Source organism: Bacteroidota bacterium (assembly GCA_016721765.1).
Taxonomy (GTDB): domain Bacteria; phylum Bacteroidota; class Bacteroidia; order UBA4408; family UBA4408; genus UBA4408.
This window is the reverse complement of sequence record JADKHO010000004.1, coordinates 189,835-211,024: the sequence shown is the minus strand read 5'-3', so window position 1 is coordinate 211,024 and position 21,190 is coordinate 189,835. Positions and strand designations below refer to the sequence as shown.

At 36.8% G+C, this 21,190-nt stretch carries 17 protein-coding genes; 4 read left to right on the top strand and 13 right to left on the bottom strand.

Translation table 11 applies throughout. The annotated features are described in order from the left end of the window. Nucleotides 1-204 precede the first annotated feature (204 nt). Nucleotides 205-903, top strand: coding sequence for a hypothetical protein (locus tag IPP32_14950; GenBank protein MBL0049382.1), 699 nt, complete (start codon nucleotides 205-207; stop codon nucleotides 901-903). A gap of 263 nt (nucleotides 904-1,166) precedes the next feature. Here IPP32_14950 and IPP32_14945 read toward each other — a convergent pair whose 3' ends face one another. The 10 genes from IPP32_14945 to IPP32_14900 all read right to left on the bottom strand — a co-directional run bounded on the left by IPP32_14945 (nucleotide 1,167) and on the right by IPP32_14900 (nucleotide 9,593). Next, a complete protein-coding gene (locus tag IPP32_14945; protein ID MBL0049381.1) occupies nucleotides 1,167-1,919 on the bottom strand; it encodes a WbqC family protein in 753 nt (250 codons plus the stop codon). A gap of 18 nt (nucleotides 1,920-1,937) precedes the next feature. Beyond that, nucleotides 1,938-2,552 (bottom strand): class I SAM-dependent methyltransferase, encoded by a 615-nt coding sequence (locus IPP32_14940; GenBank protein ID MBL0049380.1) that lies wholly within the window; start codon nucleotides 2,550-2,552, stop codon nucleotides 1,938-1,940. Between the two features lie 3 nt (nucleotides 2,553-2,555). Next, entirely contained in the window at nucleotides 2,556-3,560 is a 1,005-nt protein-coding gene (locus IPP32_14935) for a hypothetical protein (protein ID MBL0049379.1), read from the bottom strand. Further along, complete coding sequence (locus tag IPP32_14930; protein MBL0049378.1) at nucleotides 3,557-4,288, bottom strand: glycosyltransferase family protein; 732 nt, start codon at nucleotides 4,286-4,288, stop codon at nucleotides 3,557-3,559. Before IPP32_14930 ends, IPP32_14935 begins: the two co-directional genes overlap by 4 nt. Nucleotides 4,289-4,307: 19 nt before the next feature. Then, nucleotides 4,308-5,318 (bottom strand): UDP-N-acetylglucosamine 4,6-dehydratase (inverting), encoded by a 1,011-nt coding sequence (gene pseB / locus IPP32_14925; protein MBL0049377.1) that lies wholly within the window; start codon nucleotides 5,316-5,318, stop codon nucleotides 4,308-4,310. After that, complete coding sequence (locus IPP32_14920; protein ID MBL0049376.1) at nucleotides 5,305-6,531, bottom strand: ABC transporter ATP-binding protein; 1,227 nt, start codon at nucleotides 6,529-6,531, stop codon at nucleotides 5,305-5,307. The genes pseB and IPP32_14920 overlap by 14 nt, the downstream gene beginning before the upstream one ends. A gap of 12 nt (nucleotides 6,532-6,543) precedes the next feature. Next, nucleotides 6,544-7,365 carry an ABC transporter permease gene (locus IPP32_14915; protein ID MBL0049375.1) on the bottom strand — a complete coding sequence of 274 codons (822 nt, stop codon included), beginning with the start codon at nucleotides 7,363-7,365 and terminating at the stop codon, nucleotides 6,544-6,546. A gap of 156 nt (nucleotides 7,366-7,521) precedes the next feature. After that, on the bottom strand, nucleotides 7,522-8,019 hold the full coding sequence (locus IPP32_14910; protein MBL0049374.1) for a GNAT family N-acetyltransferase: 498 nt from the start codon (nucleotides 8,017-8,019) through the stop codon (nucleotides 7,522-7,524). After that, complete coding sequence (locus tag IPP32_14905) at nucleotides 8,019-8,741, bottom strand: hypothetical protein (protein MBL0049373.1); 723 nt, start codon at nucleotides 8,739-8,741, stop codon at nucleotides 8,019-8,021. The genes IPP32_14910 and IPP32_14905 overlap by 1 nt, the downstream gene beginning before the upstream one ends. A 96-nt stretch (nucleotides 8,742-8,837) precedes the next feature. After that, complete coding sequence (locus IPP32_14900; protein MBL0049372.1) at nucleotides 8,838-9,593, bottom strand: RNA methyltransferase; 756 nt, start codon at nucleotides 9,591-9,593, stop codon at nucleotides 8,838-8,840. A 132-nt stretch (nucleotides 9,594-9,725) separates the two neighbouring features. Here IPP32_14900 and IPP32_14895 point away from each other — a divergent pair, with 132 nt between their 5' ends. Together IPP32_14895 and IPP32_14890 are read left to right on the top strand one after the other, a co-directional pair. Continuing rightward, on the top strand, nucleotides 9,726-12,077 hold the full coding sequence (locus IPP32_14895; protein MBL0049371.1) for a BamA/TamA family outer membrane protein: 2,352 nt from the start codon (nucleotides 9,726-9,728) through the stop codon (nucleotides 12,075-12,077). A 115-nt stretch (nucleotides 12,078-12,192) separates the two neighbouring features. Then, nucleotides 12,193-13,893 carry a hypothetical protein gene (locus tag IPP32_14890; protein MBL0049370.1) on the top strand — a complete coding sequence of 567 codons (1,701 nt, stop codon included), beginning with the start codon at nucleotides 12,193-12,195 and terminating at the stop codon, nucleotides 13,891-13,893. Nucleotides 13,894-13,961: 68 nt separating this feature from the next. Here the strand turns inward: IPP32_14890 and IPP32_14885 are convergent, their stop codons facing one another. Together IPP32_14885 and IPP32_14880 are read right to left on the bottom strand one after the other, a co-directional pair. Beyond that, nucleotides 13,962-16,823, bottom strand: a complete 2,862-nt coding sequence (locus IPP32_14885; GenBank protein ID MBL0049369.1) for an insulinase family protein — start codon at nucleotides 16,821-16,823, stop codon at nucleotides 13,962-13,964. A gap of 52 nt (nucleotides 16,824-16,875) precedes the next feature. Beyond that, the gene (locus IPP32_14880) at nucleotides 16,876-18,645 is read right to left on the bottom strand and encodes a long-chain fatty acid--CoA ligase (protein ID MBL0049368.1); all 1,770 of its coding nucleotides are present in this window, start codon (nucleotides 18,643-18,645) and stop codon (nucleotides 16,876-16,878) included. 57 nt (nucleotides 18,646-18,702) lie between these two features. On the opposite strand from IPP32_14880, the gene IPP32_14875 reads away from it, so the two are divergent. Beyond that, complete coding sequence (locus IPP32_14875; protein ID MBL0049367.1) at nucleotides 18,703-19,710, top strand: nitronate monooxygenase; 1,008 nt, start codon at nucleotides 18,703-18,705, stop codon at nucleotides 19,708-19,710. On the opposite strand, the gene IPP32_14870 is transcribed toward IPP32_14875, so the two are convergent. After that, nucleotides 19,707-21,128, bottom strand: a complete 1,422-nt coding sequence (locus IPP32_14870) for a hypothetical protein (GenBank protein MBL0049366.1) — start codon at nucleotides 21,126-21,128, stop codon at nucleotides 19,707-19,709. The genes IPP32_14875 and IPP32_14870 overlap by 4 nt on opposite strands. Nucleotides 21,129-21,190: the final 62 nt, after the last annotated feature.

Here is a 21,190-nt window from a genome sequence, read left to right as displayed (position 1 = left end):
AAGCATCTTTCAAATTGAAAACTTTTATAGAAATGGTCGCACCACACCTACATGCCCATTGGTGGTCAAACTTTTATAACAACAATTCTAACGATATTTGTTATCCTAATAGCTGTAATAATACTTAATCTTTATATGGGGGCTTGTAATAAATCCAATTACATTTTTTATTTAACACTAGTCGTATGTACTCATTTTGGATGCATGTACACACCTATTCCAAAAGATTTAAAAAAACAATTTAATTCTTTTGGACAAAAAACAATTAATAAAGATGGCAATTTGAACTTAGAACGAAACCTTTATTGCGTAAGGATAATTCACTACCTGAATCCTTCTTACATAGACACAGCTCAGGTATTTAGATATATAAACAATCAAAAAATAAATGACACAATTATTAGAGGAAATGAAGTCTCATACAATGGCTTTATTTTTTTTAAAAATGGATTTTGCATAAAAGGTAAACTTTATGAAAAAAATAAAGGGTTTATACATGGCGATTATTATGAATTAGACTCTGTTAAATTAGATTATTCCAGCTCTATTGGAAGTTGTGGGTTTTACGAAATTTTGGGAGATACAATAAAAGTAAAAACTTTAATCCGAGGCTCATATTTGGCGGGTTCTGTTTCTGCAACAGAAGAGTGGTACAGATTAAAGGACAAAAGTCTCGTACAATTAGTGTATTATAAAGATTTAACTTGGGAGCATAATTATTCATCCGGATTAATCCCATATTATGATTCAGTGGCTTTAACTTTTTCAAAAAAATATCAAATAGATCAAGGTTTTATTAATCCAAACTCTACTTGGTTACTAAATAAATCGTGGTTCTGGAATGATAAAAAGGAATATTTAAATTGGAAAAATGATTATAAAAACAGGAACAATTTACATTAGTTATTTTTGACTAAAAGCATTTTCATAATTAGTTAACCATAAACAAATCCGCGTAAATTTTACTCATCCGCTCATCAGCGTTTTATTTATGCTAATTAAATAATTCTATAAATTGTTCTAGTTGCGGCAAGATGCCTATTAATAGCATCACTCGCAGGATGCGAGCGAAGGTGAAAAAATAGGTTAAGTTTTAGTAAACTAAATCAATTAACCGCGAACAAATCCGCGCAAATCTTAATCATCCGCGTTCTAACTAACCCACCTCATTTAAAATCCGAAGAAACTAAAAACGCTTGTCTTCCTTTTTTTATCGTTTCAAGAGCATCCTCAAAACCAACATTAAAGAGCAAATCCAACACACTCAAATAGGGAATAAATGTTCCGTGTAATTGGGGATATGGGGCAGGGATGTAATTTTGGTAAATTAAATCAAGTTCAGTATCAGCAAATGCGCCAGCCGGGTTGTGCTGCTCAATATACACATGTGCACCTCTTGGCGAAAGGTAGCGTGTTCCATTCAGTTTTTGGCAAATATTTACTAAACGAATATCTTTATCTCCACTGATATCAGCTAATTCAGAAGCTTTTACAAATTGGGTTTTAATCCCAATTTGGGGTGCAATGGCTTGAATTATTCCACAATTTAAATCGGATACTGTTGTACTATTATTTTGAATGAGTGGGCTTATAAACGAAAACACATCTTCAAAATGTGGCGCTTTTTTATAATTCATTTCTATCGAACGCAAATGCTTGGCTCTCCAGTTTTGACTGTCATCCAGCAAGGTAGTATTGAATAAAATTTCATTCACTTTTTGCTCCCCCTTTTTTATCGGACAGGCTAAAAACAATTCCCCTTGCGGCGTTTTAATCCGGTTGCGGCAATCAAAAGTGGTGGCGGTTTTGCGCACAATTTGCACATTGTCTAAAAACACAAACACATCCGCACAATCCATCAAATCAAAATAACCCAGCCAAGGAAGATAGGTGGGCTGCATCACTACAATGGTTTTCATTTTATTTTTGACGCAGCATTATTTGTATAAATACATCGCATATTCAAAAGGAATACTATTTTCTTTCACTAAATAATCGTGGCGCAGTGTAACTTTTTTTGTGAGATTTCTTTTACAAAAATCAAACACCTCCAAAGGATCGGTATAATATAAATTATCCGCCTGAAAATCTACGTAAGTGGACATGGCATTAAATGCAATTCCCTTTGTGCTGGCAGCAAACATTTTAGTGATAGCATTCAGCATAAACTCCTTGTTATTCGGCATTTTGTTGTTGAACACGCCACTTAATAAAATGTATTCATAATTGGCCGGAAAGGAATCGTTGATAATGTCAAACACTTGAAAGGCAGCATTGGCATCACTTGCGTAGTTTTTTTTATTGGCTTCAATAAATTCAGGAACAAAGTCCAAACCTAAATATTTTCCGCTGTAACCTTTGCTTTTCATGAAATCATACAAATGTGCCAAGCCACAACCCACGTCAATCATACTGTTTATCTCAGTTGATATTCCCGCGAGTATTTCAAAACGTTTGTATTGTGAAACACTGTCGCTATACTGCACAGCAGCAGAGGAGTTTCCGTGTTCTTGAAATAGTTTTTGATAGTGTTCTTTTAAAGATTCATCCATGGATTAGCAAGTTAAAATTAAGGTTACTAAATTTTCAGTGGAATTAGTGTTGAAAATGCGTTTAGAAGCTTCGTGAAAAGCAATATTTTCTTGGTGTAGTTTAATTTTAGTGAGTTTTTCCAAGGTAAAATCTGCATCAAAATGAAATGCCGTCCCAATATCTAAGGTGAGTTTTTCAGCTTCAAATAATTGTGTATCGGCATAAACACCTGCGGTTAGCGAAAGCGTTGCATTTAGCACCCCACAATAGGCACATTCATATTTTACTAATCCACCGCCTGAAATTATAAAATCGCTTTTGGCATACAATTTTTCAATCTCAAAACCGGGCTTTTGTTGCATAAAGGAATTGGAATTTACACTTTCCCATTCCAAGCTATCGGTTCGACTGCTCACCAGCAACAATTCCACATCTGTAAATGCACGGTCCACAATTTTAACCAATTCCGCCTCAAGTGGCCAATAATCCGGCATTGCGCTTATACAAAATGCAATTTTTTTAATTTCTGTAGAGGGTGTTTCAAGTTTCATTTCCCGAATTGCTTTTAACTCGGGTTTCACAGGAAAATAGGAAATTCCTAAAGCACATTTTTTTGCGTTGTAATCGAGGGTAGGGGCTTGAATAGTAAAATTCAATAGCAAATCTACTCTCGAATAATCGCTATGCGCACAAAAATCATCCAGTAAAATGAATTTAAATTGCTTGTTGCAAGCACTGTCAATAAAGGATTGTGTAATAAAATAGCTGTCTACCAAGAGATGCGTAAATGCATGCGCTTGTGCAATTACTTCATTGTTGTTTGCTTCTGTAAACTTAAATGCGATGCGTTCAAAATTAAATTTAACCAACAGCGATTGCGCAAATTCACTGTAATTTCCCATAAAAGTAATTTTTGCTTGCGGTTGCATTTGCAGAATTTCAAGAGCAATATTTAAGCAACGCGAAATATGTCCAAACCCACTTGTAGCATCCGCATCACATCGAAATAAGAATCGCAATCCGTTCATTCGTGGGTAGTTTTTTGTTGAATGTGGGCATTTATTTTTTGCAATTCCGGATGGGTTTCCAAGAGTAAAATCAATTCATCACAATTCAAATTGTCTCCATCATACTCCACAATTAATTTTTCAATCAAGTCAAAATCTGCTTGCGTATCCAGCGTTAAACGCAGATGACTGGCATTTTTTTTATAAGTGATGTTATTTAAAATTGTTTTACCGGAACAATTTTGAATGAGGTAAGGAGTTACATGTTCTTTCTGTGCTACTGTATCAGCATGCATAGCTGCATCTTTTAATGCGGAGTAAGAAAATATTTCAAAATCAAAACCTCGCGGAAAAGTTTCTTCCAAACCATTCGAAATATAACAATTGGGATTGTCGAGTTGCAGAAAAGTTTCGACTCCGTTTTTAATTAAGGCTCCATCCAATAAAGGACAATCTGAAGTAACACGCACAATAACATCTAATTTATTTTGCTCTGCACATTCCACATATCGGCTCAACACATTTTGTTCATCCCCGCGGTAATAAGGTAGGCCATGAGTTTGAGCAAAATCAACCAATACATCATCCGCAGCATTTGTTGTGGTGGCAATATAAACCGGATAAGTGCTTGCTTGCAAGCGATCGAGGTGATATTCGAGAATTGTTTTGCCATTAATTTTCATCAACACTTTGCCGGGCAAGCGCGTACTGCTCATCCTTGCTTGTGTTATGATTCCCACTTTTTGCATGCGCAGTGTTTAATAAAATTTAAACTTTAAAATCAGCATCCACATACTGTGTAATAAGCTTACGCAGACTTTCCACTGTTTCCCATTCAGTATTATCTTTCGAAGTGTAGGTAAATCCTTGTGGGACCAATTTGGCCGAAAAGTTTTTAATGTAATCGTTTAAATTCCAACACGGAACCTGAGGTAAAATCACATAGTATTTTCCTAAATCGTATGTACTAAAAGAGTCGGAACTGGTAATCATTTCTTCGTGAATTTTTTCACCGGGGCGTATTCCTGTTATTTTGTGTTCACAATTGGGAGCCACTGCTTTCGCAACATCCAGAATTTTGTAAGAAGGAATTTTAGGTACAAATAATTCACCACCCCAAGCCGTTTCCAGCGCATGTAAAACCATGTTTACCCCTTCCTGTAAAGTAATGTTGAAGCGGGTCATATTTGGATCGGTGATGGGCAATACACCTTCGCTTTTCTTCTTAATAAAAAAGGGAATAACCGAGCCATTTGAGCCCATCACGTTGCCATAACGCACCACCGAAAATTTAATTTCCTTTTTTCCTTTTACATTATTGGCAGCGATAAAAAGCTTGTCAGAGGTAAGTTTGGTAGCCCCATACAAATTTATGGGAGCACAAGCTTTATCGGTCGAAAGTGCTACAACCTTGCTTACATTGCTGTCGAAGGAAGCTTTAATTACATTATCGGCCCCGCCAATATTGGTTTTTACACATTCGTCCGGATTATACTCGGCAATGTGCACATGTTTCATAGCGGCGGTATGAATAACATAATCAATTCCGGTAAAAGCGCGTTTTAAACGTTCCAAATCACGCACATCACCAATAAAATAGCGCAATGCAGGGTATTTGCTTTCAGGAAACTCCTGTGCCATTTGAAATTGTTTTTGCTCGTCGCGCGAGAAAATAACCAGTCGTTTTACTTCCGGCCATTTTTCTAAAATTGTTTTCACCAGTTCTTTTCCAAGTGAGCCGGTACCTCCGGTAATGAGGATTGCTTTATTTGTTAGCATGTTGTAGTTCCCATTTTAGGATTTGACTTGTTTTTGCATTTCTACGATGTGCGCGTTGTGTTTTTGAATCCAATACCGTAAAGGATAATATATCACCCGGTTGATCCACCACAAAATTAACGGCAAATGAAGAAGTTATTGATAGATACACCAAATACTCGCCATGGGGCAGCACGTGGGGCTTAATTTTTAACTTGAATGAGGAAGTGCCATTTACAATGGATTCGAAGATATTTGGCAAAAAATCGGTGGTGTCAGTTTCAATAAAAACTTCCTCTTGGCGGCTTTTTACAATCACATATCCAAATGTATTTGGAAGTTTTTCGTTGCAGTTTAAAGTAAAGGAAAGTGTTATTTCTTCGTCAATTTCGAATTGCTCTTTTGATTTTCCTTCTTTATCTAACAGTGCTGCAGCGATGAGCTCAACTGTTTTTCCTTCAGGATTGGGTTTCTTAAACACCGATGTAATTCCACTATTTTGAGATAATCGTGAATAGGTATCAATCGCTGCCTGACTCAATCCCGTAAAGGCAATTTCTCCGGCATTCAACAAAATTCCTTTACTGCACAGGTGCGCAACAGACGCAAGGTTATGGCTTACAAACAAAAGCGTGCGACCTTCGTTGCGGCTTACATCCTCCATTTTGCCGAGGCATTTTTTTTGGAATTCGGCGTCGCCAACTGCCAATACCTCATCAATAATTAAAATTTCGGGTTCTAAAAAAGCAGCAACAGCAAAGGCCAAGCGCAATTGCATGCCACTCGAATAATGTTTTAAGGGGGTATCTAAAAACTTTTCTGTACCACTAAAATCAACAATCTCATCAAACTTCGCTTGAATTTCTTTGCGCTTCATTCCTAAAATGGAACCGTTCAAAAAAATGTTTTCACGTCCGCTAAGCTCTGAATGAAATCCTGTTCCTACCTCCAACAAGCTGGCAATACGGCCTCTCGAAATTATTTTACCGGAGGATGGGGGAGTTATTTTAGATAGTATTTTTAATAAAGTAGATTTTCCGGCACCATTTCTTCCAATAATACCAATGCTTTCGCCTGGAAATACTTCAAAGTTTATATTCTTTAATGCATAAAAATCTTCGCTGGTTGAAGTATTACTTTTAAATATCGACGTTAACGAATCGCGCAAACTTAAATAAGACTGCTTTTCGTGTTGGATGCGAAACTTTTTTGAGACGTTTTGTATTTCGAGTATGGGTTTCATGAATTAGGCTAAATCGGCAAAATAGGTCTCGGTTTTTCTAAAATAATATAATCCTGCAGCAAAAAATAGTAATGCAGTGCTTCCGCTAATCAGCAATAAATCGGGTTGAAGCGTTTTGTGCATAATCGAAAATCGAAACAATTCAATTGCCGAATACATAGGGTTTAGAGCCAATAAATACTTGGCAAATACATATTTTGAAGCAATGGAAACCGGATAAATAATGGGCGTTAAAAAGAAAAGCGCTTGTATTAAAAAGGGTATAACATACCTAAAATCTCGGTATTTAATATTTAAAGCCGCTAAAAAACTACCTATCCCAAATGTTGAAATGGCTGTGATTACTAAACTCAGCAACAACATCGGCACAAACACAAAAATATTAATAGGAGTGGAATAATAAATCAATAATCCAATAAACACCACAAAAGCCATCAAAAAATCAAATAAAGAAACCAATACAGAAGAAATAGGAATGATAAGTCTTGGAAAATAAATCTTCTTAATAATGTTGGCATTACTCACCATACTGTTTCCAGCGCCGGTTAAACCGGATGAAAAAATATTCCATAACAATAAGCCGGAGTAAACAAAAACAGGGTAGGGGGTTGGGTCGTTCGGATCTTTTAAAATGCTTCCAAAAAAGACCGAAAAGATTAGCATCATGGCAAAGGGCTGTAGAATTGCCCACACAAAGCCTAATGCAGTTTGTTTGTATTTAACTTTAATGTCACGCCAGGTAAAAAAGTAAAAAAGCTCTCGATACTGCCATAATTCGCGCAAACCAAGGCTCAACTTTTCATGTGGTTTAATCTCGTATTCCATAATTTTGCTTAGCGCGCAAACTTACGAAATGCATTTAGTTTTGAAACCAGAAAATCGATTGCAGTTCAATTTAATGGGATGAGAAGTTTTTGAGTTGTTTTACTGCTCCATTATTTACAACTTCACGCAACGTAATTTCGTGTGTTTTTTGTGGCCTTATTCTCGGTCTAATTTTTTCAACATCCACAAGTCACAACCAAAATGACCGCTGTTTCCTAGGGGCTTATCAAGATAAGTGAATCCCGATTTCTCATACACTTTCACTGCTTGACTGAGTTCCGGTAAGGTTTCGAGGTACATATTTTTAAAACCAAATTCTTGCGCTGCTTCGATGCACTTGTTTATCAGCATTTTTCCAAGTCCTTTTCCCCGCGCTTCAGGTAGGAGATACATTTTTACCAACTCGCAAGTATCTGCCGGTAGTCCACTTGTTGGAAATATTCCACCGCCACCTAAAATTTTATTTGAAGCAACAGCTACAAAATAGCGCGATTGCTCCGTTTGAAAAAGCGTATACAAATTGTCGGTAGCTTTATCGAAATAAACCGTACCCGGTCGATTAGCTCCAAATTCACTCAAACTAGCTCGTATAATGCTTGCGATAACGTCATTATCTTCAGGCACTATTAATCTGAGCTCAATGGAGGTATTCATTATTGATTGTAATACTTGCTGTTCCAGGCGCTATCGCTAAAGGATGCGTTAGTCATGGAGCCTAAGAATAAAAAGAAAAAGAAAAAGGCAATAGTAAAATGGGTAGTAAGCCAAAAACGAAATACATATTGGCTTTCGCGCGTAACATTTAGCCAATCGAAAGGAAAGCTTATCGCTACAAGGGCGGCTAAAAGTATGCTACTGAGAAAAAAAGTGTAAATACTTTGTAAAGGAAAATTTAAAATGCCGCGATGCCATTTTAAATCATGCCCCCATTTATGCAACAAGTAAAAGTTGTTATCACTCAATTGAGCAAATAACAAGGGGTCTTCATTCACATCCGTTAACTGAAACATGTCATACGGAGCAATAATTTTAAAGTGTTGAATTTTAACTTGATGTGTTTGCTCAAATTCCTTTATTTGATGCAGCGCTTCATAAGGATACTCCGCTTTAAAATGCTTGGAATCCAAAAATCGCAAGCGGTATTTAATACAAATTTGTTTAATGGATTCTTCTGAATATACCTTATTAATGGAAAGTTTGTCTTTTAGCAGCAGCGGCTTTTTATAATTTTCGGGTGACTCATTTAAACGCTTTAACAGCATCGAATCCTTGGTTTCGCCGGCTGTAAGCAAGGTTTGTATTTCCTGAAGAATTTTTTCTTCCGGTTCTTGCTTAAGCGAGAGTTCTTTCGCTATGTTAAGTGTATCAAAAAGCATGGTCGTATTTTAAGTTAAAGGTAAAAAACAATTCTTGAAATATTCAATTTAGTCAACAACAGAATTTTAAACTTGTTTATACTTTTAACAAAAATATCAACGTCTGAATTCGGCGCAAATAATGGCAGCAGCAATAGAAACATTTAAAGAATCAACCGGATGTGCAGCATAGGAAGGAATTCTAATTTTCCTCTCAACAGCAGCAATCAGTTCTTGCGATATGCCTTTGGATTCATTCCCCAATACGATTATTCCATTTTTAGTAAGTGAATTTGAATAAAGGTTTTCTCCTTCCAATACCGCTCCGTAACTTATCATACCATTATTCTTAGCAACTTCCAGCAGGGATTTTAAATCGGTATATATAACCTTTGTCCTTAAAAAAGAACCCATGCTTGCCTGAATTACTTTGGGATTATAAAGATCAACAGTTGCGGGTGAACAAAACACATGTTCAATTCCAAACCAGTCTGCAATTCGCATTATGGTTCCAAAATTACCCGGATCCTGCACATCGCTTAATGCAATGCTTAGCTTGTTTATTAGTTCATCCGGTGAAAACTCCTTCTTTAACATTTGAACTATGCATAGAACCTCATTGGGAGTGCTTAATGCAGATATTTTTTTTAGCTCTGATTCAGTAACTTCTATGCAAGTAATCCCTGCCATGCTTGGCTTTAAACTGTTTTTTTGCATCCAATCTGCAACAGCAAAAAGCGAATGAATAGTATATTCGGACGACAACAATTCTTCCACAATTTTAGTTCCCTCCACCAAAAATAAGTGCTCCTCTTGACGGAATTTTTTTTGCTGAAGGCGCTGTGCCAATTGAATTTGTGCTTTACTGAGCATGAAAAAGATAAAGTATTAAATTTGCATTTCGTAACACAAACCTACATGATTCTGTTGATATCCCAAAAGTGCGGCAACATTCTTGTGTAGGTTCTTTTTGTATCTTGACCCAAAAAATAGCGCATTGCATTAATGACAGGAAAGTATAAAAAATTACTGGTATGTGTTGGCTTGTCTGCAGCGTTATTCCTATTTAGTTGTAACCCGGCTCGAAAATTAGAGACCGATCAATATATGATGAGCAGTTACATTGTGAAGGTCGATAACCGTAAAATCGATGCGGATGAGTTAGAAAATATCGTCAAGCAAAAGCCCAACAAAGCTATTATTCGAATTGGCAATCACCGTTATATTCGTTTCCATTTGTGGTTTTATAACTTCGCAAACAATGGCAAAACCAGAAATTATAAGAATTGGTTAAAGAATGTTATTGGCGAAGAACCTGTAATATTAGATACTGGTCTCACACAAAAATCCACGGCTCAACTTCGGCTGTTTTTAATCAAAAAGGGATATTTTAATGCGGAGGTCAAGGATACTACAGTATATAAAAAGCAGCAATCTTGGGTTACTTATAAAATTAAAGCCGGCGAGCCATACCATTTTCGAAACTACAATTATGTGATTCAAGATACCGCTATTAATCGGATTCTGTTTTCCGATTCGGCAAAAACATTGGTACATAAAGGTGACGTATATGACGAATTTGTTATTGAGCAAGAACGGGAGCGAATTACCTTACTGCTTAGAAATAATGGCTATTATTATTTTTTAAAGGAGTACGTGCACTTTGATGCGGATAGTGCTTTAAATTCAAGACAAGTAGACATTACTGCCGGTATTAAAAATCCCGAGAAAAAGCTGCCCGATTCAGATAAAAAAATAGAAGTTTCACATCAAAAATACAGTTTGAATAAGGTATATATTCTGCCTGATTTTATTGCCAAGCAAAAGGGGAGAGTATTTACCGATACAAGCCTTTTTAAAGATTATTATTTTCTTTACAACCACAAGTTAAAATTCAGACGCAGTATTTTAATTCGACCCTTTTTCTTGATTCCAGGCGAGATTTACCGACAACGTAATGTAGAGGAAACCTATAAACTAATGGGAAATTTACGTGCTTTTAAATATACCAATGTAGTTTTTGAAGAAAGCAAAGCCGATAGCACTTCCCACCTATTAAATGCTTTTTTGCAACTCACTCCATCACCCCGTCAATCCTTTTCTGTAGCTGCAGAAGGAACGTATAACTCCGGTAATTTTGGGGTCTCAGGAAACCTTATCTATCAAAATAAAAATGTATTTAAAGGGGCCGAAATATTTGAGATTCGCTTAAAGGGCGGATTGGAGGTTCAAAATATTAGTACCAGCACAACCTCAACCGGAAGTGCTATTTCACAATCCCTCAATCCTTTTAATATCTATCAAATTGGTCCCGAATTCTCACTCAATTTTCCCCGCATCATTTTCCCCTTACCGGAACGAATTTTATCGCGGAATATTAAGCCAAAAACATCCATTTTATTTTCCTATAATTATCAAAAGCGACCTGAGTTTTTTGGCACAATAGCTAACTTTTCCTACAACTATAATTGGAAACCGTTTAATAAAAAATACATTCGATTTACCTTTACTCCGTCGGAGATTAATTTTGTGAAAGTGTTTTTAGATACTGAGTTTCGGGATAAACTTTTACTATCGGGTAACCCAATTAGTTTAAAACGTTACGACCCCTTGTTTGTGAATTCCATCCAGTTTAATTTGATTTACAACGATCAGGAATCAACTGAACGAAAAAACTTCTCTTACTTTAGATTTGATATTGAAACAGGAGGTAACATTCCAACCTTTTATAATCAACTCACCGGTACAAAAAAGGATGAGGACGGCGACTATGAAAAGTTTGGAATTAAGTACGCACAATATTGGAAAACCAATGCTGATTACCGCTTCTATAAAAAAACTGGAGCGCTAAGTAAAATTGTGGCAAGAACATTCATCGGTTTCGGTCAGCCTTATGGCAATTCCAAAGTCTTACCTTTTGTAAAAAGTTTTTATGGGGGAGGAGTGAACGATATTCGTGCCTGGCGAACACGTAAATTGGGACCTGGCTCCTTACCCGATTCGCTCGAAAGCAAGTTTGACCAAACAGGGGATATGAAAATTGAGTTTAATCTTGAGTACCGTTACAACGTGTACAAATATTTAAATGCTGCAACTTTTATTGATGCTGGAAATATTTGGCTTTTGAAAAAGGATCCGGCTGCACCAGGGGCAAATTTTACGGCTCAAAATTTTATTTCCGATATGGCGCTGGGCGCAGGTTTCGGACTTCGATTCGATTTCTCGTTTTTTGTAATTCGTCTGGATGCTGCCTATCCGGTGTATGATCCTGCTTACGAATTGGGAAATCGTTGGCTCATAAAAAATCCAGACTTAAAAGAAATCACTGTAAACTTTGGAGTCGGTTACCCATTCTAATGATTCACTCATAAGGTCGTCAATTTATTGAATCAACAAGTATCAGTTTGCATCTTGTGATTTGCTCCATTTTTTTTAATGAGGTGATTGTATACATTCGCAAAAAAAAAATCAAATGAAGAAGATACACATTTTAACCTTAGCATTCTTATTTATAATTGGATTTTCATGTAAAAAAGAAATTGAATTAGCTGATAGTAGCACAGCTTCCATCGACAACAGCGCAGCAAAAATCACGGTCGCTATAAATGAGGATTTTGAAAGCGGTACCAAAGCAGCATATACAGCGGCCGATGTTAGCTTAGTTACCGGCATTTGGAACTTAAATGATGCTTTAATCGGTAATTCTGCGTCTGATATAAAGGCAGGATTGCAATCCGTGCGGGTGCGTAACAGTGGAAAAATAACTATGAAATTTGATGCACCGAATGGTGCAAGTACTGTTACTGTGAAGCACGCAAAATATGGAGCAGACGCAAGTGGTACCTGGCAACTTTGGTATTGTATCAATGCCGGAACCAGTTACGCTCAAAGTGGAACTACTATAACCACAAGTACCACAACACTTATCACGCAAAGCTTTACGCTGAATGTTACAGGAGCAGTCCGAATCGAAATTCGTAAAACAGATGGTGGAACAAACCGTATAAATATTGATGATATTACAATAAACGATTACACCGCGTCAAATCCAACTCCGAGTTTAACTTCTATAACTCCAAATACAGTTAATGCTGGAAGTGCGCAGCTTACCATAACCGCATTGGGTACAAACTTTGTAAGTTCTTCAACTTTAAATTGGAATGGAACTCCTTTAACAACAACGTTTTTAAGTAGCACTAACCTTACCGCAATTTTACCTGCAGCGAATTTAACCGTTGCGGGCACTGCAAATGTTACAGTTGTAAGTCCAGCACCAGGTGGCGGTACATCTTCTGCAAAAACTTTTACTATTAATACCGTTGCATCTGGAGTGAAACGATTTTTATTTGATGCTACCAAAGCCGAAACTGCAGGAAATGCTGATTGGGTGATTGATGAAGATGCCGGAGTGCCTAAAAAAGTACCAACACCTGCACAAAGCGGAATAATTTCTAGCACCGCAGGTAGCTACTGGACAGGGGCTATTTCAAGTTGGGGTGTGGAGTTGGTTAAGAAGGGAAACTTTGTTGAAACGCTTCCAGCTGGAACTGCCATTACTTTCGGGGGCACTGGAGCTCAAGACTTATCGAAGTACGACGTATTTGTTATTGATGAACCCAATACCCGTTTTACTGCTGCTGAAAAAGTAGCATTGCTAAATTTTGTGAATGCAGGTGGAGGATTGTTTATGGTTAGCGATCACACCGTTTCTGATCGCAATAACGATGGATGGGATTCACCCGCTATTTGGAATGATTTCATGAATAACAATACCATTCAAAATAATCCTTTTGGTTTTAGTGTTGACCTTACTAATATCTCCCAACTCAGCAGCAATGTATGGACTTCCAGCAGTACCAATCCAATTTTAAACGGAACACAAGGTGCAGTGAGTCAGTTGGAATTTAACAATGGCGCCACCTTAACATTAAATAGCACAGCTAATCCCAATGTACAAGGCTTGATTTGGAAAAGTGGGGTTGCTCAAAACAGTACAAATGTGATGTGTGCCTCCTCTAAATATGGAAATGGAAGAGTATTTATAGTAACCGACTCCTCACCTATGGATGATGGAACAGGAGCTTCCGGAAACACCTTATTTGTGAGTTGGACTAAATACAGTCATTCCAAACTTTTTATGAATGCATCGCTTTGGTTAGCCAAGCTTCAGTAAATATTTGCTGCATAAAAAAAGGGGAACACTTCTTAAATAGTGTTCCCCTTTTTTTATTTTTAAAATTATCAATAGTTTGCAATGTCTTCCGTTTTAAGTTCAATTATCTCTCCAATCGCTTTTAACTTATTCATATCAATTTTCGATTTATCTCCATAAATGGTAATTATAATCGGATGCGATTTAATGTTCTTTTCGTAGTAATTATAAATATCATCAAATTGTATAGCATTTAAAGTTTTAAATTCATTTTCAAGCGGATCTTCAGTAAAACCTTTAAGCTGCATTGCTTCAATAGCTTCACTTCGTTCTCGTTGAGAAGGATAATTAGTGGAAACAGTACTCAGGGCATAAGTTTTAAAGGGCTTTAGTCGTGCCGGATACTTTGGCATATCGGTTAATAATTTCATCATTACTTCAATTGCTTCATTTGTTTTATCCGCCTGGCAACCTACAAAAGAAGTAAATAAAAGGGGATTGCTTTCGAAAACAGGTTTTGTAAATCGACCACCGGCTGAATAAGCCAGGGAGCGGTATTCGCGAATTTCCTGCAAAATTAATCCCGAAAAGGAACCACCTAAATATTGCCCCAAAAGCTTAATTTGAGCGTCGTAATCATGGGAGTAATTTTCGCCAAGTACCGAAAAGTACACCTGATTTTGTCTAGCTTTTGAATCCGATACAATATAAATAGTTGATTTAGTGATTGGAAGTGTTGGAGTATAGCTTAATTCAGGTTTTCCTTTATCACTGAGGGTAAAATTACCGGTAATAGCTGCACCCAACTCTTCTATTGCTTGTTTTCCACAATAATGAAAACTTGCAGCATAGCTCTTTACTTCTTGCACTTGAGTTAAGATTTCGGTAACCGACATTTTCTTAACTGCACTGAGTGAAGCCCTCTTTTTATAATCCGAGTTAGCCCCATAAAGTGCATACGCGCGCAAAATTAGCCCCATGGTTGCAGGATCTTTTTGTTCCTGTTTAAACGCCGCTTTAAGCCCTTCCTCCAGGTTTTTTTTCGCATCCGGTGAAGCCACCGGTTCTTTTAACAACTGATTCACAAGTGCCAAGGCTGCAGGAATGGATGAATCATCCCCTTTCAATTGAGCTATAAAAAAATCATCGTCAACCTCAAAACTCAAATCGCAATTTAGTTTTGAAAGCGATTCTTTAAATTCTTCCAAAGTCATTCCTTTAGGTGCCGATTCATTTAAAATTTGTGCTGCTAATTCTAGGTTCTGCATCTTATTTGTGCCGATATAATACTTTATTTCAAGTGTTGCAATGTCGTTGTATCGATTAGCTACACGGTATAAAACATTATTTTTTCCTAATTCTAATTTTTCTGCGTCATTTTTAAAGTCTATAAACTTGGGTTGAATGGAAGCATCTGCTTTATTCTCAAATGTTTTTGCGTAAGCCGATTTTTCGGTTTGCTCTGTAATTACAGGTTTAAATCCAGGTTTGTCGATTTTATCCTTTTTGGGAAACCCGGTTTTTGAATGAATGGCATAATAATTTTTTTTATAATATTTTTTGGCAATGGCCATGATATCTTGCTTGCTTAATCTTTCAATACGCTCCGGATAGGATAGCACCGATTCCCAACTTTTACCGGTATTAAATACATCCAATAGATTGCTGCCTCTTTCTTCGGGGTCTTCCATATTGGTCTTAAAATTTTTCAACAATTCGTTTTTTGTGCGCAGCAAAAAATCTTCAGAAAAGTCGCCGTTTGCAATCTTGTCAATTTCTGCAAATACAAGCTTTTCAGCGCTTCCAAAGGATTGTCCAACAATTTTTGGAATAATAATCATTAACTCAGCTCCGTCATCCTTCAAATGCAAAGAATTAGCGAATGCTCCCAATACTTTTCCTTTTTGTTGAAGTATATTTAGTAATCCTGTTTCACTTTCATTAAAAAGTAAACTGTTGCAAACTTCAAGTGCCAGTTCATCTTCATGATTTACAGCTATGCTTTTAAAACCAATTATGTCAACCTTCACCGGAGTAACCCTTAGTTTGGTGATTTCGTTAGCTGTAAATTGCATGGGTGTATAAGCCGGAAATACTGGAACGTCAGCATTTCGAAGCCTGCTGAATTTTTCCTGAATAAGTGGCTTTGCAACTTCTACATCAAAATTCCCAACTAAAAATAAAGCCATATTATTGGCTACATAATAGGAATTAAAAAACTCATAGATGCGGTCAATCGGTGGATTTTTTAAGTGCTCAGTTGTTCCCAAAGCGGTTTGCGTTCCATACGGATGATTCGGGAATAGATGCTTGTACAATTGGGTTACCAATTCAAATTGAAAATTGTCAGATGCCCTATTCTTTTCCTCGTAAACCACTTCCAGCTCCGACTGAAAAGAACGAAATACCGGATTTATAAAGCGATCTGAGTATAAGTCTAACCATTTGTTCATTTGCTCCCCCGGAAACGAATTGTGATAAACGGTCATATCGTTTGCCGTAAATGCATTTATTGCTGTTCCGCCAATGGATGACAACAATGTATGAAACTCTGTAGGAAGTCCATATTTGCTCGCTTGCAGGGCTTGATTGTTGATGCGTTCCTTAATCTGTTTTCGTTGAACTTCATCTTTGGTTTTTCCCAATTGCTGATAATAAATAGTGATGCTATCCAGAAATGGTTTTTCTTTTTCATAATTTGTCGTACCCATTGTTGTGGTGCCCTTAAAAAGCAAGTGCTCTAAGTAATGCGCTAATCCGGTTGCATCTGCCGGATCGTTTTTGGAGCCTGCATTAACGGCAACTGCACCATACGTACTGTTTGCATTTTTATCGGGAAGTAGGTACACCGAGAATCCATTATCCAGTTTATAACTTTGTAAGCTCAGGTATTCCTGGGCATGCACAAAAGCACCTGACAGCAGCAGGGTTAGGGTAAGAATTTTTCTCATAAGTAATACAATGATTTTTAAAGTGATTTGAACATCCTCAGATAGGCATACATTAAATGCCCTTTCCGTAAATTTTTTCCACCAAATCTTTATTTTTTTCTAAAATAAATTTACGCTTTAGTTTTAAGGTAGGCGTTAACTCTCCTGTTTTGATAGACCATTCAGAAGGAACGAGCTCTATTTTTTTAACTTGTTCCCATTTTCCAAAGTCTTTATTATATGTATCAATATCCTCTTGAATGCGCGCAATTACATCTTGGTTTTTAATCATTTCCTCATTTGTGCTGTAGGCAATTTCTTTTCGCTCGCACCATTCTTTTAAAAAAGCAAAGGCCGGCTGAACCAACGCTGCGGGAAAGTTTTTGCCTTCGCCTATTACCATAACCTGCTCAATAAATTTAGATTCCTTGAATTTGTTTTCTAACAATTGTGGAGCGACATATTTACCACCTGATGTTTTAAAAATTTCTTTTTTACGGTCTGTGATTTTTAAAAAATCGGTATTCACAATTTCTCCAATATCTCCGGTATGAAACCAACCTTCAGCATCAATCACCTCAGCAGTAAGGTCGGGACGATTGTAATAGCCCATCATCACACTCGGACTTTTAATTAAAATTTCTCCGTCATCAGCTATTTTTACTTGTACGCTTTGAATTGCACGCCCAACAGATCCAAACATAACTCCATTGTTTTTTTCACAGTTTACTGAAACAACAACGGCGGTTTCGGTAAGCCCGTAACCTTCCATCACTGGTATTCGAGCTGCCATAAACACACGCGCTAATCGCGGCTGCAAGGGAGCACTACCTGAAGCAATGGCTTTTACATTTCCGCCTAAGGCTTCACGCCATTTCGAAAAAATAAGTTTGTTGGCAATTTTAAGCTGAAACTCATACCACCAGCCATTCGCACCGTTAACTTCATAACGCAATCCCAAATTAACTGCCCAAAAGAAGAGTGCTTTTTTAATGCCTTTTTGCTCTGAACCTTTCGCAATAATTCGGTCATACACTTTTTCAATTAAACGAGGAACTGCTGCGAAAATATCGGGTTTCACTTCACGTATATTTTCACCGATAGTATCCATCGACTCCGCATAATAAACCGAAACTCCGGTAATTTGAAAAAGATAGGTAAGCATGCGCTCATATACATGGCACAAAGGTAAAAAGCTAAGTGCTTTGGCATCGCTTCCAACCGGTAATCGCTCAATACAGTTTTGAGCATTGCTGATTAAATTTTTGTGCGAGATCATAGCACCCTTAGGATTGCCGGTGGTTCCTGAAGTGTAAATTATAGTAGCCATATCGTTCTCTTTCACAGCATTCTTGCGCGCTTCAATTTCTGGCATCCGCTCCGGCTTGGCGCGATCTAGAATTTCAGTCCAAAAGTTCACTCCTTCCATTTTAGTAAAACTGAAAATTCCTTTCAAACTTGGAACATCCTGCTTAATTGAGTTCACTTTTGCTAAAATCTCAGCATCCGAAACCAGCACATATTTTACTTCCGCATCGTTGAAAATAAATTTATAATCATTTTCCGATACAGTTGGATATACAGGACATACAATTGCACCAAGCTGACCAATTGCAATATCCATGATATTCCATTCAGGGCGATTATTGCTTATCAGAGCAATTTTATCGCCGGCATTAATTCCCATTTCAAGTAAGCCTAAGCTGGCTTTATTTGCTAGGTCAATATATTCTTGAGTGGAGTATTTTTTCCAGATACCGTTCACTTTACAAGCAAAAGCATCTTCTTTTGGAAATTTCTCCAGCTGATAATAGGGCGAGTCAAATAATCGTTTTACTTCCATAAATTGTATTGATTATTTAAGAGTATTTTTGTGTAAATTTAAAAAACGCAAAGGCAAATGCAAATTCGAAACGCTTTAACCGAAATTCTTCATCTCGAATTTCCAATGATTATGGCTCCAATGTTTTTGGTAAGCAATTACGAAATGATGGAATCGGCTATGAAATCTGGCATAATGGGAACTTTTCCAAGTTTGAATTTTCGAAAAGAAGGGGAACTGGAAGACCTAATTATTCGTTTGCATAAAGTGAAGGAAGAAAAAAAATTATCCGGCAATTTTGGGATGAATTTAATTGTTCAAAAATCGAATCCACTTTACGCAAAACACCTTGAAATAGGGGTTAAAAATAAAGTACCCTTTTATATCACTTCACTTGGCAACCCCAAGGAAGTCATTGAAAAAGCGCATGCTTACGGTGCAAAAGTTTTTTGCGATGTTACGAATATTGCCCATGCGCAAAAGTGTTTTGATTCGGGTTGTGATGGATTTATTGCAGTGGGTCAAGCAGCTGGTGGGCACGCCGGACCAAATTCATTGCAGGTACTCATCCCATCCTTACACCATCATTTTCCAACAATTCCGGTGGTAGCAGCCGGAGGAATCGCGAATGGTGAAGCTATTCTTTCTGTATTAGCATTAGGTGCCGCGGGCGTTTCAGTCGGTACCCGTTTTATTGCCAGTACCGAAGCCAAGGTAAACGCAGCATACAAACAAGCTATTGTAGATTCTAAAATGGATGATATTGTAATGACTACCAAAATTTCGGGCACCCCGTGTACAATTATAAATACGCCTTATGCTAAGAAAATTGGGTATACACAAAATTGGTTGGAAAAGCTTTTATCAACTAACAAAACCACCAAAAAATATTTTAAAATGTTGGTGCAAATTCGAGGTATGAAAAACCTTGAACGTTCAGTAAAACCTGCCAACTACGATACTTTATGGTGTGCCGGTCAATCGGTTGAACTTATTGACGATATCCTAAGTTGTGGTCAAATAGTTGACAGAATGAAAAATGAAACAAGCTCCGCTTTCGAAGCATTAAAGCAGAAATACAATTAAGGTATCGAGAATCTTATTTGCAATTTGCGAAGAATTGGAAACTGTTTTATCAACTTATCAGAATCAATGCACATTCTAAATAGCATAAACAAATAGGGGAGTGCCGGAATTTTATAACGCACCAAAGCGCCCAATACCGGTGTGGTTAAACCAATTATCGAGAATAAAATAAACACAAACGAACTGCAAAATATAAAAACCTCCAACTCCTGCGCGCTCGGCTTCTTAAAGTAAAAAATACTTATCACAAAAAGCGCAAGAATCAATAAATTTTCGAGTGAAGCAAAGAGCGATAGGTAGTTTTTACTCTCAAAAACCGTGGGTCTAAAAAATGTATTGGCAAGGGCAACCGGAATATTTTTTAAAATACTCCCAATATTTGGGGCTAGTTTAGGGATGTTTATTTTACTACCGCTGCTGTCTAAATGCATAAGAAAGCGATATCTGGTACTGTCATTCTTACCAATTTGTAAAGTATCAATAATATCACCTTTCTTCCATTTGTACACCATAAGGTTTTGATTAAATTTCCAATAACTGGAATCCGAGGCAAGCGAAATTTGTAACCTGTTTTTTTCCTTCACATAAAAAGTGTCATTCGTGCTTCCTATTTGTTCAAAATAAAATCCGCCATTCGCAATATTTATAAAATCCTTTTGTTTTTGAGCGAGCATTCGAAAAGGACTGTATTTTTCAGATATACTTGAAATGCTTATGGCTCCAACAATGCCAAGTAAACCAATTATAAGTGTTTTACTGAAAAGGGAAGGATTTAGGAACTTTGAATGCCAAAAAAGAATTACAAATCCTGGAATCAGCGCAAATAAAACGTGCACTTTTATCCCAAGCATAAAGAAGCAAAACATTAAAAACAGCATGCAGTTTTTAAGAGAAAATGGACTTTTAAGCAATTTGAAAAAATAGTAAATCAAAAAGCCGGAAGCAAATAAAATCAGGCCTTCTTTTAATACCCCGGATCCCCAAAAAAGTACTGAAGGAATAAGAAATACTGAAAAAATAAGGGATACTTGTTTAGTTGCGAAAAAAGGGTAAAAGGCTTTATATAATGCAGTTAATCCGCAAAGGGATATAAAGCACATCACAATAATATGAACACTATAATGATTATTTGAGAAAGGGAAAACCAGCGCATTGAATCGTATTACAGATCGACTATCATTGTAAAGCGTATAGTTATCGCCTAAAAACCAATTGTTCATTTTTTGGTAATAAGGAAAAAGGTCTGCTGCTCCAGAGTTTATACCAAATGTTATTCTAATATAATCGATAGGATGGCTATACAATGCCGCATAAATTACTTTGGCATCATCGTAGTATTTAAATGCATCAGTTGTATTTCTTACCGTATAAAATCTACTGTAAATTAGGATCAGAATAACGCCGGTAACAATTTTCAAACAAAATAAGATTTGTATCCATTTTACAGGAATTCCAGGGATTTTAAAAAAATCGAAGCGGT